At 66.7% G+C, this 14,961-nt stretch carries 16 protein-coding genes; 7 read left to right on the top strand and 9 right to left on the bottom strand.

The features are described 5' to 3' along the window. Window positions 1–124: 124 nt before the first annotated feature. Window positions 125–514 (top strand): hypothetical protein, encoded by a 390-nt coding sequence (locus ACWW36_RS09505; protein ID WP_456142423.1) that lies wholly within the window; start codon window positions 125–127, stop codon window positions 512–514. Between the two features lie 5 nt (window positions 515–519). On the opposite strand, the gene ACWW36_RS09500 is transcribed toward ACWW36_RS09505, so the two are convergent. Further along, window positions 520–1,347 carry a hypothetical protein gene (locus tag ACWW36_RS09500; RefSeq protein ID WP_456141294.1) on the bottom strand — a complete coding sequence of 276 codons (828 nt, stop codon included), beginning with the start codon at window positions 1,345–1,347 and terminating at the stop codon, window positions 520–522. 151 nt (window positions 1,348–1,498) lie between these two features. On the opposite strand from ACWW36_RS09500, the gene ACWW36_RS09495 reads away from it, so the two are divergent. Together ACWW36_RS09495 and pyrE are read left to right on the top strand one after the other, a co-directional pair. Then, the gene (locus ACWW36_RS09495) at window positions 1,499–2,299 is read left to right on the top strand and encodes a HugZ family pyridoxamine 5'-phosphate oxidase (RefSeq protein WP_456141293.1); all 801 of its coding nucleotides are present in this window, start codon (window positions 1,499–1,501) and stop codon (window positions 2,297–2,299) included. A gap of 15 nt (window positions 2,300–2,314) precedes the next feature. Beyond that, window positions 2,315–2,893, top strand: coding sequence for an orotate phosphoribosyltransferase (pyrE, locus tag ACWW36_RS09490; protein ID WP_456141292.1), 579 nt, complete (start codon window positions 2,315–2,317; stop codon window positions 2,891–2,893). Window positions 2,894–2,967: 74 nt separating this feature from the next. On the opposite strand, the gene ACWW36_RS09485 is transcribed toward pyrE, so the two are convergent. Genes ACWW36_RS09485 through ACWW36_RS09470 form a run of 4 tightly spaced genes read right to left on the bottom strand, consistent with a single transcriptional unit; the run spans window position 2,968 to window position 6,792 of the window. Then, complete coding sequence (locus tag ACWW36_RS09485; protein WP_456141291.1) at window positions 2,968–4,008, bottom strand: ABC transporter ATP-binding protein; 1,041 nt, start codon at window positions 4,006–4,008, stop codon at window positions 2,968–2,970. After that, window positions 4,005–4,808: an ABC transporter permease gene (locus tag ACWW36_RS09480; RefSeq protein ID WP_456141290.1), complete on the bottom strand. Its 804-nt coding sequence runs from the start codon at window positions 4,806–4,808 to the stop codon at window positions 4,005–4,007. The genes ACWW36_RS09485 and ACWW36_RS09480 overlap by 4 nt, the downstream gene beginning before the upstream one ends. Continuing rightward, window positions 4,805–5,656, bottom strand: a complete 852-nt coding sequence (locus tag ACWW36_RS09475; RefSeq protein WP_456142422.1) for an ABC transporter permease — start codon at window positions 5,654–5,656, stop codon at window positions 4,805–4,807. The genes ACWW36_RS09480 and ACWW36_RS09475 overlap by 4 nt, the downstream gene beginning before the upstream one ends. Next, window positions 5,653–6,792 carry an ABC transporter substrate-binding protein gene (locus ACWW36_RS09470; protein ID WP_456141289.1) on the bottom strand — a complete coding sequence of 380 codons (1,140 nt, stop codon included), beginning with the start codon at window positions 6,790–6,792 and terminating at the stop codon, window positions 5,653–5,655. Before ACWW36_RS09470 ends, ACWW36_RS09475 begins: the two co-directional genes overlap by 4 nt. A 184-nt stretch (window positions 6,793–6,976) precedes the next feature. Here ACWW36_RS09470 and ACWW36_RS09465 point away from each other — a divergent pair, with 184 nt between their 5' ends. Both ACWW36_RS09465 and ACWW36_RS09460 read left to right on the top strand, forming a co-directional pair. After that, complete coding sequence (locus tag ACWW36_RS09465) at window positions 6,977–7,591, top strand: hypothetical protein (RefSeq protein WP_456141288.1); 615 nt, start codon at window positions 6,977–6,979, stop codon at window positions 7,589–7,591. A 37-nt stretch (window positions 7,592–7,628) separates the two neighbouring features. Next, window positions 7,629–8,036: a TIGR03668 family PPOX class F420-dependent oxidoreductase gene (locus ACWW36_RS09460; protein ID WP_456141287.1), complete on the top strand. Its 408-nt coding sequence runs from the start codon at window positions 7,629–7,631 to the stop codon at window positions 8,034–8,036. Between the two features lie 5 nt (window positions 8,037–8,041). Here the strand turns inward: ACWW36_RS09460 and ACWW36_RS09455 are convergent, their stop codons facing one another. Then, window positions 8,042–8,407 (bottom strand): nuclear transport factor 2 family protein, encoded by a 366-nt coding sequence (locus ACWW36_RS09455; RefSeq protein WP_456141286.1) that lies wholly within the window; start codon window positions 8,405–8,407, stop codon window positions 8,042–8,044. Window positions 8,408–8,586: 179 nt separating this feature from the next. On the opposite strand from ACWW36_RS09455, the gene ACWW36_RS09450 reads away from it, so the two are divergent. Beyond that, window positions 8,587–10,737, top strand: a complete 2,151-nt coding sequence (locus ACWW36_RS09450) for an elongation factor G-like protein EF-G2 (RefSeq protein WP_456141285.1) — start codon at window positions 8,587–8,589, stop codon at window positions 10,735–10,737. Between the two features lie 69 nt (window positions 10,738–10,806). Beyond that, window positions 10,807–11,427 (top strand): sigma-70 family RNA polymerase sigma factor, encoded by a 621-nt coding sequence (locus tag ACWW36_RS09445; protein WP_456142421.1) that lies wholly within the window; start codon window positions 10,807–10,809, stop codon window positions 11,425–11,427. Here the strand turns inward: ACWW36_RS09445 and ACWW36_RS09440 are convergent. The 3 genes from ACWW36_RS09440 to ACWW36_RS09430 are packed head-to-tail and all read right to left on the bottom strand — an operon-like array spanning window position 11,424 to window position 14,946. Then, window positions 11,424–12,155: a hypothetical protein gene (locus ACWW36_RS09440; RefSeq protein WP_456141284.1), complete on the bottom strand. Its 732-nt coding sequence runs from the start codon at window positions 12,153–12,155 to the stop codon at window positions 11,424–11,426. The two genes, ACWW36_RS09445 and ACWW36_RS09440, sit on opposite strands and share 4 nt — an antisense overlap. Then, on the bottom strand, window positions 12,152–13,360 hold the full coding sequence (locus ACWW36_RS09435) for a zinc ribbon domain-containing protein (protein ID WP_456141283.1): 1,209 nt from the start codon (window positions 13,358–13,360) through the stop codon (window positions 12,152–12,154). Before ACWW36_RS09435 ends, ACWW36_RS09440 begins: the two co-directional genes overlap by 4 nt. Continuing rightward, window positions 13,357–14,946: a S53 family peptidase gene (locus tag ACWW36_RS09430; RefSeq protein WP_456141282.1), complete on the bottom strand. Its 1,590-nt coding sequence runs from the start codon at window positions 14,944–14,946 to the stop codon at window positions 13,357–13,359. Before ACWW36_RS09430 ends, ACWW36_RS09435 begins: the two co-directional genes overlap by 4 nt. Window positions 14,947–14,961: the final 15 nt, after the last annotated feature.

The raw sequence follows: 14,961 nt of genomic DNA, 5'->3' as shown, positions 1-14,961 counted from the left end.
CGGGTTACCGTTTGCGCGTCGTAGAGACGCCGATACGAACAAGAATCGAGTGGCCGTGGCTGATTCCGCGCCGAATGATGGTGAAGCTCCAGTAATCGTTGGTCTGTCCGATGCGGCAATGCACATGTACGCGGCCGCCATCGACGCGCTGCCAGACCCGGGCGACCACGAATATCCGCACCGCGTCGGAGTCATCCTCGCGGGTATGCGCAAACTTTTGGGCTCGCTGTCCGACGCGGCGGGCCGCAGTCGGGTCACACCCTCGGTGATCGTCGCGCTGTCCGGCGTGCGGCGTCGCTACGACGAGCTGATGGAGACCGCCTCCAACGGGCCGGGGGCAACGCTTGGCCAACGGCTCTACGTCGCCCGTCAACGCGCCAAGCTATCCGCCAAGGAAGCGGCGAACGGCGTCGGTCTGCGCCAGGACCTGATCGAAGCGGTCGAGGCGGAGGAGCCGGCGACCGAGGACGAGACGTCCAGGATCAAGGACCTCATCGCCGCGCTCGGCGGCTGAGTCCGCTACCGCAGGAAGCGCGCGGCGCCCTGCGTGCGGATGAACCGCAGGCTGTTGGCCTGACGGTAGCCGAGGAAGCTGCCACCGAAAGTCAGGAAGAGCAACCCGCCGAGGCCCGGGAATGCAACCGCGGCCAGATCCCGAAGCGTCGGGTTACGGAAGTCCCGCGGATAGCCCACCCGCGTCGCCTGTCCGGTCAGCGGCGTGAAGGACGGATTCGAACTCGCCGGCTCGGCTGTCTGTTGCGACGTGCCGCGGGTCAGTGGAGTGTTGGCTCCCGCAGCCTCGGCGGCGACTGGCCTCGGACCCGACACGACCACAGGCGCGGCCACGGGCATCGCCGGCGGGACGACGGGCAGCTGCGCGACGACGATCGGCGCCTTCAAGACCGGCGGCTCGCCCGTAGTCGCCGCTGACGACATGTCACTGCCACCGCCACCGGCGTCGACGACCGGCGCCTCTTCCTGGGTCCTGAAGGACGGAGTCGGCTCCGGATCGGGCTGCCGAAGAGCGTCGAACGCGTCGACCACCGGCACCGGAATGTCGACGGTGGCGACAAAGGCCGTTAAGCCCGTCTCGTGCACTTCCTCCGGTTTGGGCCAGCGCAGCACTGGGATCGACAGCGACGAGTTGACCTTCTTGGCGGGAGCGGGCGCCTTCGTTTCGCCGCCCGCGGCTCCTGAATGGTCGTCGACGTCACTGGACGCCGACGTTCCCTCGGGCCCGCTGCTGGTCGAATCGGTGGGGTCGGCGATCGCGATCCCGCCGCCCATCAGTAGACCCGCGGCCAGCATTCCGGCACATGCGATGCAACGCATTGCCTTAGCCGCCACGGTGTCTCCATTCCCCCGAAGACCAGTGCTCGTCGCCAGATGTGTGTACGAGCGATTGGCGCGGATTAGCTCCGTCGAGTTTCGCAAATTGGTTGCTGGCATTCAATAGTGCGGCCGCCGACAACCTGCGGTGAGTGGGTATCGTGCGGAGGTGGCGTCCCGTGATCACGGTGACCCGGGCGATGCCCCGTCGGTCCCTGCCCCGCTGTCAGTTGTCGCAAATGCGGTTCGCCCGTCGGCCGCGGAGGAAGCACGCACGATCGCGGCGTCGACCAACATCGGCACACTGGCGACCCTGACCGGCGACGGCGACCCGTGGGCGTCGTTTGTCACCTATGGTCTGCTCGGCGGCGCACCGGTGCTGTGCGTGTCGAACCTTGCCGAGCATGGCCGCAATCTCGCGGGCGATCCGCGGGCAAGCATCGCCATCGTCGCGCCCACGAATGATCCCGATCCGCTCGCGAGCGGCCGGGTCACCCTGGCGGGGGCGGTCGAGCGTCCGGCCGGCGACGAGTTGGCGGCCGCCCGCGAGGCTCATCTGTCCGCCGTCGCCGCCGCGAAGTACTACATCGACTACAGCGACTTCACGGTGTGGGTGCTGCGCGTGCAGCGGGTGCGATGGGTCGGCGGGTACGGCCGGATGGATTCGGCGAGCGGCGAGGACTACGCGGCGGCCGAGCCTGATCCGGTCGCACCACACGCGGCTGGGGCCATTGCGCATCTCAACGCCGATCACGCCGAGGCGCTGGCGGCGATGGCCAAGACGCTCGGCGGCTATCCCGACACCACGGCGGCAACGTGTACCGGAGCGGATCGCTACGGCCTGGACCTGCGCATCGTCACCAAACGTGGTGTGGCTTATCCGCGCATCGGGTACGCCTCGCCCATCGACTCGATCGACGAATTGCGTTCGGCCACCGTGCAGCTGACCCGCCTGGCGCGGCAAGCCTGAAATACGATCGCCGTTATGTCTGCTGCTCCCGAACGACCGGCCACCTGGCAAGCTGCCTTCGACCTCATCCGCACCCGCGGCTACGAGCATCGCGAAGAACCGTTCAGGTTGGCCAGCGGCCAGCTGAGCCACGACTACATCGACGGCAAGTACGCGATCGACACCGGGGAGCGGCTGGCGATCGTCAGCCGCGCGGTAGCAGAGCTCGCGACGATGAACGGAATCGAGTTCGACGCGGTCGGCGGCCTGACGATGGGCGCGGACCCGCTGGCGCATGGCGTCGCGATGGTCACCGGTAAGGCGTGGTTCTCGGTGCGCAAGGAGCAGAAGCAGCGCGGCCGCGAACAGTGGATCGAAGGCACCCGGCTAGCGCCCGGCACACGAGTGTTGTTGGTAGACGACGTGATCAGCACCGGCGGTTCCACCGAGAAGGCGTTGGAGCGGGTGACCGCGGTGGGTGCGGTCGTGACGGGTGTGATCCCGATGGTGGACCGGGGAGACGTCGCGACCAAGCGCTTCGCCGCGCGCAACGTGCCGTTCGTCGCGCTGGTTACCTATCGCGACCTGGGCATCGAACCGGTCAAGGACGTCTAGCCGCCCGCTTGACGAACGTGGGTTACCCGCACGTTCATTGGCGCTCAAGCGTGCGGGTAACCCACGTTCGGCCGTTAGTCAGGGACCACGAGTACGGCGCCGGGTTCGACGCCCACGCTCACCGAGTCGCCAGGCGAAAAGACACGCGCCGCCGAACTGGCCATCTGCGCGTTGACAACCGAGCCGTCCTGCAGCGCGCAATAGACGCGCGATACCGGTCCCAGGAAGGCGACCGAGCTGACGGTCGACGTGCCGGACGGGTCGGAAGTGACAGTGACGGACTCCGGCCGCACCATCGCCAGGCCCGAGCCCGACGTGATCGAGCCATGCAGCGTCGGCACCGACGTGCCGAGCAGCTGCGCCTTGTCGCTCGAAACCTGGGCTGGCACTTTGTTATTCAGCCCGACGAACTCCGCGACGAACGGAGTGGCGGGGTTGGCGTACAGGTCGGCAGGAGCGGCGAGTTGCTCGAGCTTGCCCTGGCTCATCACGCCGACGCGGTCGGCGACGGCCAGCGCCTCCTCTTGGTCGTGGGTGACGAACAGGGTCGTCGTGCCGACGTCGAGCTGCACGCGGCGGATCTCGTCACGCAGCTGCGCGCGCACCTTGGCGTCCAGCGCCGACAACGGTTCGTCGAGCAGCAGCACCCGCGGCTGGATGGCCAGTGCCCGCGCAAGTGCTACCCGCTGCTGCTGACCGCCGGACAGCTCGCTGGCGTACTTGTGTTTGTGCGCCGACAGCCCCACCAAGTCCAGCATGTCGGCGGCTCGAGAAGTGCGCTCGCCCTTGGACTTTCCGCGCATCTTGAGCCCGAACGCGACGTTGTCGAGCACGGTCAGATGTGGAAACAGGCTGTAGGCCTGAAACACCATGCCCATGTCGCGCTTGTTGGCGGGCACCCTGCTGACGTCCCGACCGCCGACCGACACCGTGCCGGACGTGGCTTCGTCGAGACCCGCGAGGATGCGCAGCGCGGTGGTCTTGCCGCATCCGGACGGGCCGAGCAGGGCGACGAGCTCGCCGGGCTCGATGTGCAGGGTGAACCCGTCGAGCGCCTTCACGGGGCCATAGACCCTGGTGAGGTCGTTGAGCTCGACGGCGACTCCTGATGTCATGCAGCAACTCCGGGTTGGACGGTGGCCTCGACCGATGCGCGGCGACGCCCGCGGGTCACGATCGAAAGCGCAAGCAGCAGAACGAAACCGAACAACAAGACGGCGAGCGATGCGGCCACCGACGTCGGCCCGTCGCTCTTGCCGATCGCGACGATCTGGACCTGAAGCGTCTGGTAGCCGCTCAGTGACGCGATGGTGTACTCGCCGAGCACCACCGCGATCGAGATGAACGCCGCCGAGAGGATGCCCGACCAGATGTTGGGCACCACCACACGAAGGATGGTCGTCGTCCAGCCTGCGCCCAGTGAGCGGGCGGCCTCGGCCAGCGTCTGCAAATCGATCGACGACAGCGCTGCGTCGAGAGCCCGGTACGCGAAGGGGAGCACCAGCACGACGTAGACGAATGTCAGCGTCAACGCGGACTCGCCGAGAAAGTACGTCACCCACAGGTATACGTTGCGCAGCCCGACGACGATCACCAACGCCGGAATGGTCAGCGGAAGCAGGCACAGGAACTCGACCACTCCCTTGGCCCAGGGCGTGCGCAGCCGAACCCAGATCATCGTCGGCACCAGGATCACCAGCATCGCAACGACGGTGAAAACCGCCAGCAGCAACGAGATCACGATCGCCTGATACAACGCATCGTCGACGACGAGGTTCTGCCACGCGCGCAACGTTCGCCCGCCCGCGATCAGGTTACGGGTGGAGAAGTCGGCCATCGCATAGAGCGGGAAAAGGAAGAACAGTCCGAACAGCACCCACAGCGCGCCACGAAAGACCTTGGTGCCCAATCTCATTGCAACCACCTCGCAGTGCGGCGCACCAGCAGGTTATAGGCCAACATCACTATTGCGACGACGACGATCATCTCCAGCGCCAGCGCGTAGGCAAAGCCGGACTGGCCGAGCACCACCTCACTGGTCAACGCCGAGCGGATCAGCAGTGGAACGATCGGGCTGCCCTGGCTGACGAGTGCAGCCGCGGTCGCATAAGCCGCAAATGCGTTCGCGAACAACAGCAGTGCCGAACCCAGAAAGGCCGGCGTCAGCAGCGGGACGGCTACCTCCCGCCAGTACTGCCATGTCGACGCGCCGAGGCTGACCGCAGCCTCCCGCCACTGGTCGCGCAGCCCTTCCAGCGCCGGCACGAACACGATCACCATCAACGGGATCTGGAAATACGTGTAGACCAGGATCAGCCCGGTCAGGCTGTACAGCCAGCCGGACCCTGCGAGGTTCCATCCGAACGCCTGCTGCACCCACAGCGTCAACACGCCGTTGAGACCGACCGTGGCCAGGAATGCGAATGCCAGTGCCACACCGCCGAATTGGGCCAGCACGCTGCACAGCGAGATGACGGTGCGGCGCACCATCGAGGTGGGCGGGCTGCTGACGATCAGCCAAGCCAGCACCGCGCCGAGCACCGCGCCGATGAGCGCCGTGCTGCCCGACAGCAGCACGCTCTTGGCCAACGCCGTCAGCGCGGTGCCGGTGAACAGCGCCTGAATTCTGGCCAGCGAGAACACACCGTCGGCGAAGACCGAGCTGACGATCACGGTCACCGTCGGGATGATCAAGAAGATCACCACGATCGCTAGGAACGGCAGCAGCGGCAATCCGTCGCGTAGGCGTCGAACCAACGTCAGCCGATCGCCTTGGCCCAGTTGTCCGACAGATACTTGGTGGCCTTCTCGGTCTGGTCCGGCGACGGGACGGTGACCGGACCATCGATGATCGGCAACTGAGCCGCGACCGTCTTGTCGAGAGTGCCTGCGGCCATCATGTTGTCGGCCCGTACCGGCCGGACACCGCCCGCGGCGAACAGGTTCTGGCCTGCGTCGCTGTAGAGGAGCTCCTGCCACAGCCGCGCGGCCGCGGGATGCGGGGCGTCCTTGTTGATCGCCTGGTAGTAGTAGCCGGCGACGGCAGACCCCGGTGGGACCACCACCTGCCAACTCGGCAGCTTCTTGGTCTCTGCCGCGTTGAGGTAGTTCCAGTCGATCACCACCGGCGTCTGACCGGATTCGATGGTCGCCGGCGTCGGATCGACCGGCAGGAAATTCCCCTGCTGGTTGAGCTTGCGGAAGAAGTCCACCCCCGGCGCGATGTCGTCGGCCGATCCGCCCTGCGACAGCGCCACCATCAACACCCCGGAGAATGCGGCGCCTGCCTGGGTCGGATCGCCGTTCAGCGCGACCTTCCCCTTGTATTCGGGCTTGAGTAGGTCGTTGACGTTCGTCACCGGGGGCACCTTTGACGAGTCGAACCCGATCGACATGTAGCCGCCGTAGTCGTTGACCCACTTGCCGTCGGCGTCTTTGTACGCCACCGGGATGTCATCCCATGTCGCCACCTTGTACGGCGCGAACGTCGACGTGTTGGCCAACGCCACGGACTGCCCGAGGTCGAAGACGTCGGGCGCACTGCTCTTGCCCTTCTGCTGGTTGGCGGCGTTGATCTCGTCTTGGCTGGCGGCGTCGGGCTGCGCCGAGTTGACCTTGATGCCGTACTTGTCGGAGAACGCCTTGATGATGGCGCCGTAGTTGGCCCAATCAGGCGGCAGCGCAATCACATTGAGCTCGCCCTCCTTCTTGGCCGCGTCGACGAGGCCGTCCATGCCGCCGAAGTCTGCGGCCGACGTCGCTTCGCTGACCTTGACGCCGGACTTCGTGTCGCCGCCGGTGTTGTCCTTCTGCGGCGGGGCACACGCCACTAGGCCGGCGAGTACCAAGGTGGCCGCGGCAAACACTGAAGGGATCCGAGACATTTTCGTTGCGCTCATTGCCGAACCTTCCGATGGGCAGGAGGCGGCGCAGTGGCGCAGCGGTAGCGGCGCCGCGTCGCCGCGGTGAATGGATCCAGCGGGGCGACCGAACCCTATCGTGGCGGCGCTGATGTCGGTGCGAGATCCTCGAAGACTGCCATTGGCCGCGCGTTTGCCCTGGTACGGGCGATAGCATCTCTATGTGGCTGAACGCGAAGCCTCGGGGGACTTCGACTACCAACTCGACGATCCCGGGGAAGCCGACGGGTTGACCAGCCTCGATGCTCCGCCCGAGGGGGAGGAATCGGGGAACTTCGACTATCTGTTCCGCGATGCCGACGACGAACCGTGGGAGGACCCGCTCGGGGAGGACACCGAGGACCCGGATGGTGCCGGCTACTTCGACGCGTTCAACGAAGGCACCTGGAGCTTCCAGCCGGCGCCTACCCCCTGGTATCGGACCAAGCAGGCCGTCACGGTGATCATCGCCGCGACAGCCGCCACGGCCGCGATCGTGATATCGGGTGTGCTGCTCTTGTTCCGGGGACCCAGCAACGCCGTCGACGAGACGACGTCGGTCACGCCGACGGCGCCGACGAGCGCGGCGCCTACGCAGTTGGCGACCAGCGCGCCGGAGCCGCCACCGCTTCCACCACCACCGCCGTCTGAGACGGCTGCCTCGCCGGAGAACCCCGCGCCCGTCTACAACAGCCCGCGCGTCGAACAGCGGCCGACCAAGGCACCGGAGATCAACGTGACCAGGGCGCCGATGAGCGTCGCGCCCCAGACCCGCACTCCCCCGGGTCAGCGGCACTGACCCGGGCCGGCTTGTGCGGCGGGAATAGTCTGGATTCATGGCCGAATTCGATGCCGCGGCCATGTTCGCGGAATCGCCGGTGGCGATGCTGGCCACAGTGGGGTCCGACAACGTCCCGCACGTGGTTCCCGTCGTGTTCGCGGTTCACCACGACATGGTCTACACCGCCGTTGACGCCAAACGTAAGTCCACCCGGCGACTGCGGCGGCTGGTCAACATCGAGGCCAACCCACAGGTGAGCCTGCTCGTCGATCACTACGAGGACGACTGGAGCCGGCTGTGGTGGGTGCGCGCCGACGGTGAAGCAGCGATCCACTACAGCGGCGACGAGATGGCCACCGGCTACGGTCTCCTTCGCCGCAAATACCTTCAGTACCAACGGATTGCACTCGACGGCCCCGTCGTCACCGTCGACGTCAAGAAGTGGTCGTACTGGCAGGCGTAACCGCCTCAGCCGGCGCTCGGCACCTTGTCCAGAAAACCCAGCACGGTGCTGATCCGGCCGTCGTCGATCACCGCCACGTCGAACCCGACGATCGGCGCCTCCCCGCCCGCCGGTCCGAGCTCCCAGCCGAAGCGGGCCTGGTTGTGGTGCCCGTCGACCGGCCCGGCCAACCGGAAACTGAAGCCGGGGAACTGCTCCTGCACCGCGCCGATCATCGAGACGATCGCCTCGCGGCCCTCAGCGACCGCCAAAGGGTCGATGTAGCGCGCGTCGTCGGTGTAGAGCTTGTCCACGGCGACGCGTCGCGCGTCGGCGTCGGTCTCGTTCCATGCGTCGATGTACCGCTGTGCCAAGTCGTCATATGCATTCATGCGCCCAGCTTCTCGTCGGCGCGGCAGTCTGTCGATTACCTGCCGGGTAGGTGGATGCCGTCGGGGCCAAACTCATCGAATGCCTTGTGCTCCGTGACGGTTCGGGGAATTGTGGATTAACAGCAGCAGAGTGGCTGCTGGGTCTCATTGTCGGCACAGCCGACGGGAGAGGGAACGTCATGGCTGACAAGACGACAACTTCCCAAGGCGCCGGAGCCGCCCCCACCGCGGACAGTCCGGCCGCCATCCGCAACGTGGTGCTGGTGGGCCCATCGGGTGGCGGCAAGACCACACTCGTCGAGGCCCTGCTGGTCGCCTCCGGTGTACTCACCAGACCCGGCTCCGTGGCCGACGGCACCACGGTCTGCGACTGCGACGAAGCGGAGATCGCGCAGCAGCGCTCGGTCGGCCTCGCGCTGGCCTCCCTGCAGCACGACGCGATCAAGGTCAACCTGATCGACACGCCTGGCTACGCCGACTTCGTCGGAGAGCTGCGGGCGGGGCTGCGAGCCGCGGACTGCGCGCTGTTCGTCATTGCGGCCAATGAAGGCGTCGACGACCCGACCAAGTCGCTGTGGATGGAGTGCAGTCAGGTCGGCATGCCGCGCGCGGTGGTGATCACGAAGCTCGACCACGCGCGCGCGAACTACGAAAGCGCGCTCGCCGCCGCGCAGCAGGCCTTCGGCGACAAGGTGCTGCCGCTGTATCTGCCCGCCGACACGCCATGCAGCGGCCTGATCGGGCTGCTGTCGCAAACGCATTACGAATATTCCGACGGCAAGCGCACCACCCACGCGCCGGACGCGTCGTACTCCGACGCGATCGACAACCACCGCGGCACCTTGATCGAAGGAATCATCGAAGAGTCCGAGGACGAGACGCTGATGGAGCGTTACCTCGGCGGCGAGGAGATCGACCAGTCGGTGCTGATCGACGATCTCGAGAAGGCCGTTGCCCGGGCGTCGTTCTTCCCGGTGATTCCGGTGTGCAGCACGACCGGCGTCGGCACGTTGGAACTGCTGGAGATCATCACGAGCGGATTTCCGTCACCGCCGGAACACACACTGCCGGAAGTCTTCACGCCGCAGGGCAAGGGCCGCGACGGCCTGACATGTGACCCGAAGGGGCCACTTCTTGCCGAGGTGGTCAAGACGACGTCGGATCCCTACGTCGGCAGGGTCAGCCTGGTTCGGGTGTTCTCCGGCACCATCACGCCCGACGCGACCGTGCACGTGTCGGGCCATTTCAGTTCGTTCTTCGGCTCCAACGGATCGACCAGCCACGCCGACCACGACGAGGACGAACGCATCGGCACATTGTCGTTCCCACTCGGCAAGCAGCAACGTCCCGCGCCGTCGGTCGTGGCCGGCGATATCTGCGCCATCGGGCGGCTGTCCAAGGCCGAAACCGGTGACACGCTGTCGGACAAGTCCGAGCCGCTGGTGCTGCGGCCCTGGACGATGCCCGAGCCGCTGCTTCCCATCGCGGTGCAGCCCCGCGCCAAGACCGACGAGGACAAACTCTCGGTCGGCCTGCAGCGGATCGCCGCCGAGGATCCGACGCTGCGCATCGAGCAGAACCCCGAAACGCATCAGATCGTGTTGTGGTGCATGGGCGAGGCCCATTCACACGTGGTCCTCGACGCCCTGTCGCGCCGCTACGGCGTCGCGGTGGACACCATCGAGCTTCGGGTACCGCTGCGAGAAACGTTCGGCGGCAACGCCAAAGGGCACGGCCGTCACGTCAAGCAGTCCGGCGGCCACGGCCAGTACGCGGTGTGCGACATCGAAGTCGAGCCGCTGCCAGAGGGTTCCGGTTTCGAGTTCGTCGACAAGGTGGTCGGCGGTGCGGTGCCGCGGCAGTTCATCCCGAGCGTCGAGAAGGGCGTCAAGGCGCAGATGGAGAAGGGTGTCGGCGCCGGCTATCCGGTGGTCGACATCCGGGTCACGCTGTTCGACGGCAAGGCCCATAGCGTCGACTCGTCGGACTTCGCGTTCCAGATGGCCGGTGGATTGGCGCTGCGGGAAGCGGCGGTGGCCACCCGCATCAACCTGCTGGAGCCGATCGACGAAGTCACGGTGGTGGTGCCCGACGACCTCGTCGGCGCGGTGATGAGCGACCTCGCCGGGCGCCGCGGCCGCGTACTCGGCACGGACAAGGTGGGCGAGGACCGCTCGATGGTCAAGGCCGAGATCCCCCAAGTCGAGCTGACCCGCTACGCAATCGATTTGCGTTCACTGTCGCACGGCGCAGGCTCCTTCACCCGCTCGTTCGCACGGTATGAACCAATGCCGGAATCGGCGGCCGCGAAGGTCAAGGCTTCCGCCTGACTTCCGCTTGTGGGGGTTAACCGGTAATCGCCGGGTCGGGTTTCCAGGGACCCGTGTTGGGGGCCAGCCCTGCAGACATCGCGCCGCCGGGGCGGAAAAGTCGTCGATGTGACGAGCACCGACACCGAGCTGGCGGCCAGGTTCGAACGCGAGGCGATCCCGATGCTTGACGGGTTCTACCGGCATGCAATGAAATTGACCCGCGACCACGCCGACGCCGAGGATCTGCTGCAGGAGACGGCGGCCAAGGCGTTCGCCGGTTTCGACAGCTTCCGCGATGGCACCAATCTCGGCGGCTGGCTGTATCGCATCATGCTCAACAGCCACATCAGCGAGTACCGCAAACAGCAGCGGCGCCCGGCGCAGCGGCTGACCGACACTATCAGCGAAGGGCAGATGGTGTCGGAGGCGCTTCACTCTTCAGGCGGTTTACGCTCCGCCGAAGACCTTGCGCTGGATCACTTGGAAGACAACGACATCAAGGCGGCGATGCTCGCGCTGCCCGACAAGATGCGCACCACCGTCTATCTCGCCGACGTGGAAGGCCGTCGCTTCCGGGAGATCGCCGAACTCACCGACGTCCCCATTGGCACGGTGATGTCACGCCTGCACCGCGGACGACGTCGGCTCCGTCAACTGCTCGCCGATGTCGCCGACGAACGCGGCTACCGGTTGGCCGACGTGGCCTAGCGCGGCGGGTCTCCCCGCCAGCTGAAACTGTTGACGTATTTGCCCATGTCCAAAGCGATTTGGAGGTTGGCGCCTGACGGTTTACCGCTGCCGAAATCCGGGCCGAACGGTCGGTAGGGGCCGACGGCAGCGGCGACCAGCGCCAAACCGTTCTTGACGGCCACCATGATGATCACACGCATCCGCATATAGCTGCTGTTCGCGCCTTGCGGCCAGCAGTCGGCCGCCTCGCCATACCCTGGCTGATAGCCGACCATCGTGTTGGGGATCTTGTAGGCGGTGCGGGCATCTGGAAACGTCTTGCGGACAAGGCTTTTGGCGATATCCTCCGGTGACCGGTTGGCCGCCTGCTCGCTGAACAACTGCAGCGTGCCGCCGTCACCGGCCTGCAGGTCCGCCGTCACCCCATTGGGCTTGGTCGTGATCTTGTAGGCCGACCCTGTAGCGGGATAGGACACCGAGAATGTGCCGTCCGGCGCGGTGAACCGCGGATTGATCGAGACGGGTGTTCCCGTGGGGGGCCGTCCGCAATCCGGCGGGCACGCATAGCGAATCGGCGGCTTGTGCACCAGCATCGTCACGCCGACCAGCGCAACGGCCACCACTGCAATGGCGCTGATCCAGGTCACCACCAAGCGGGTGCGTGAGGTACGCCGCAGCGGCGGAGCGGCATACGTCCCCCCGGGGACCGCATAGCCGGGAAAGTAGGTGGGTGTCGACGTGGTCATGTAGGGCCGGTCTCCGGGCCGCCTCGCACCGGGCGCATCTCCCGTCTGACGGTGCGCGACGAGCGTGACGACGCGCGCGTCGCGACCCCGCACGCGGGACAGAACGCCATGTCCGGAACGACATGTCCGCAGTGCGGACACAGCAGCGGCTCGTCGGCCTGTATCTCGTCATGCGCTTCGTGCAGCAGCGCCAGGTGAAGACCGACGCGCAGCAGAAGCAATGCCACAGCCGCGACGGCCAGGTACAGCCCCAACATCAGCATCTGCGGAAAATGGGATACGTCGATCAGGCCGAGGGCGAGGTACACCGCCAATACCGCCACCGCGAATCCGACGAGCGCGAAACGCACCAGACCCGGACGCTGATGCTCCTTGCTCGGCGGACGCGTGAACCACAGTGCGGCACCGATCAATCCGCCCGCTGCGGCCGCCGTCAACGGCACCGCGACGCCGCGGATGCCGGCCTCGGCGATGAGGCTGGCCATCGGCCGCTTGCTCACCAGACCGGAGCCGAACTGTGGGGCGAGCCGGGCGAGCGTCGCAGCCGCGGTGAAGGTGAGCGCACCAAGCGCGCCAACCATGAAGCCGTCCAACGCTTCCCGCGTGGGCGGCCGCAACAGCCGCACCACGACGGCCGGCATCAGCATCAGAATCACGCCACCCAGGGGGATGCCGATACCGTCACGCAACATGCGGCTCCCGACGATGCCCGCGCCAAGCGCGATCCCGTAGGACTTCGCCACCGCCGCGCCCGTCAACAACACCCAACCCACACCGAGACCGATGCCGAGCACGGCGGTGATCACCAACGTTCTGACGGGAAGGTCACTGAACGCGTCGGATTCGCGAAGGTACAGCAGGAACAACAGCGGGAAACCCAGTGCGGCAACGGATACCAATGCCGCAGGCAGACGCAGTAGCGCGAACGCAACCAGCGCCACCAGGACCACGGCCAGCCCGATCCGGAACGCGCCCCGTGACCGCTGCGGCAGATGCGGAAACAGTGAACTGGCCAGCGACGGCTGCAGAAGATGCTCGCCATGCGCGGCCCCGTAGTCGCGGATGCGCAGCCAGTCCGGGCCCTCCCCGCGGCGCGGCGTCAGATGACAACCGCATAGCCCGCAGTACTCCCCGTCGGGCACGTCGGTCTGACATATCCGGCACACCGTGGTGGGTACCTGCTCTTCGTTCGGTCCTACGGTCATCGGGCCGCCTTCTGCACGACGAGCGCGTTGCGTACCAGGTTGTCGATATCAGGTGTGCCGAGCCCGGTGACCAAGTCGTATCCCGGCCCCGCGGTGTTGACCGCGTTGCCGCCCAGAACCACGTCGCGGAACCCAGGCAGCGGCGCCCCGGCGGCGATGCGATACAGCAGCGGATTGAAATCGCCCAGTCTCTGCCCGCCGTTGGCAAGCAGGTACTGATTCATCACCGCGGCAAGGCCTGCCCACAACGGCGCCGACTGGGACGTGCCGCCCCCGACCACTTGTTGACCGCTGAGCACGATCCGAACGCCGGTGAACGGATCGGCTACCGCCGCGACGTCCGGAGTCAGCCTGCGGGTGGTGTCCTGGCCGGAGCCGACGCCGCGCTGCCAGTCCGGACGGTCGAACAACGCCGACACCCCGCCGCCGGTGCCTTGCGACAGTGGCACGTCGAACCACGCCTGCTCGGCCAGCCATGCGCCGTTCGCGTCGGTGGACAGCGTGGTGCCGCCGACATCGACCATCTCAGGCAGCGACGCCACCGAATCCAGGCCGACATCGGATGCGCCCGGCGGGGACGACCAGTCGTCGCCGCCCTTGCACTCCAAGCCGGCAAGGTCGCCGCTGGCGTTGAACGCGGTGGTGCCATGCGAATGGGCGGTCGACAGTGCCGATCGCACCGGCGCCAGATCGGCCGCGGTGATCAGCTTGTCGCATCCCCATCCGATCGAAAAGCTCCACACCGCACCGGGAAACTGGCGATCCGCGTCCTCGAGCATCTGGCCGATCTTCACGTAGGCGCCGCCGCCGCCTTCCACGGTCGGACGGGCGTTGACAACGACCTTCTGTGCATCGGGCGCAATCGCGTGAGCGACCTCGAGATCCATCGTCGTCTCACCGCGCGGCTCGCTCGGTTGTCCGCCCACCACGGTGGGGGTGAACTTCGGCAAACGGTATGTGGCGGAGAAGGTGTCGAGGTCACTCTGGTCGAACCCGTCGAAGGCGAAGAACACGATCGTCATGCCCTTGCCGGTGTAGCCGTCGGCGGCCAACCGATTGGCGTTGTAGGTATTGAGCAACGCGCTGGGCGTCAGCCCCTGATCCGGAACGTCCAGAGGCGGGAACGACGGCCGCGACATGTGATGCGGGGTGTAGCCAAGGATTCGGCCCAGCTCGGCGATCTCACCGACGAGGGGCTCGGGGATCGACGGCTGCTGCGGTGAGGCGTAGAACACCTGCCCACGCTGACCCCGGTAGTCGTGAACCTGAACGTTGAACGCGTCCGCCACCTTGTCGGCGGAGCCTTCGATGACGGCCCAGTCACGCCCGGGTTGCCACCGCACCGACAGGCCATGGCCGTCGGCCCAACCCATCAGCGCCGCGGGGTGGGCAGCCTCGCGCAGCGCGGCCGTCACCTGGGCGTTGTTGCTATGCGACGGTCCCAGATCGGTCGAACTCGCCAGCAAGTAGGCATACGGGCCCGCGATGGTGCCAGCGCTGTCCGGGCCGGACGGGTGAAGGTCTGAGACGAGCACCAACACCGCAGCCCCGACCAGCGCGAGCACGCTGAAATGCCGGGCCGTCACATCCGCCAGGGTACG

The organism is Mycobacterium sp. MMS18-G62 (assembly GCF_053877835.1).
The sequence above is the reverse complement of the archived record's forward strand: the minus strand, read 5'-3'. Positions and strand labels throughout refer to the sequence as shown.

What these genes read in the sequence shown, in the direction of transcription:
- ACWW36_RS09505 (WP_456142423.1), top strand. Translation starts at nt 125, where the DNA reads ATGTACGCGGCCGCCATCGACGCGCTGCCAGACCCGGGCGACCACGAA.
- pyrE (WP_456141292.1), top strand. Translation starts at nt 2,315, where the DNA reads ATGTCTGCTGCTCCCGAACGACCGGCCACCTGGCAAGCTGCCTTCGAC.
- ACWW36_RS09485 (WP_456141291.1), bottom strand. Translation starts at nt 4,008, where the DNA reads ATGACATCAGGAGTCGCCGTCGAGCTCAACGACCTCACCAGGGTCTAT.
- ACWW36_RS09480 (WP_456141290.1), bottom strand. Translation starts at nt 4,808, where the DNA reads ATGAGATTGGGCACCAAGGTCTTTCGTGGCGCGCTGTGGGTGCTGTTC.
- ACWW36_RS09470 (WP_456141289.1), bottom strand. Translation starts at nt 6,792, where the DNA reads ATGAGCGCAACGAAAATGTCTCGGATCCCTTCAGTGTTTGCCGCGGCC.
- ACWW36_RS09460 (WP_456141287.1), top strand. Translation starts at nt 7,629, where the DNA reads ATGGCCGAATTCGATGCCGCGGCCATGTTCGCGGAATCGCCGGTGGCG.
- ACWW36_RS09455 (WP_456141286.1), bottom strand. Translation starts at nt 8,407, where the DNA reads ATGAATGCATATGACGACTTGGCACAGCGGTACATCGACGCATGGAAC.
- ACWW36_RS09450 (WP_456141285.1), top strand. Translation starts at nt 8,587, where the DNA reads ATGGCTGACAAGACGACAACTTCCCAAGGCGCCGGAGCCGCCCCCACC.
- ACWW36_RS09440 (WP_456141284.1), bottom strand. Translation starts at nt 12,155, where the DNA reads ATGACCACGTCGACACCCACCTACTTTCCCGGCTATGCGGTCCCCGGG.
- ACWW36_RS09435 (WP_456141283.1), bottom strand. Translation starts at nt 13,360, where the DNA reads ATGACCGTAGGACCGAACGAAGAGCAGGTACCCACCACGGTGTGCCGG.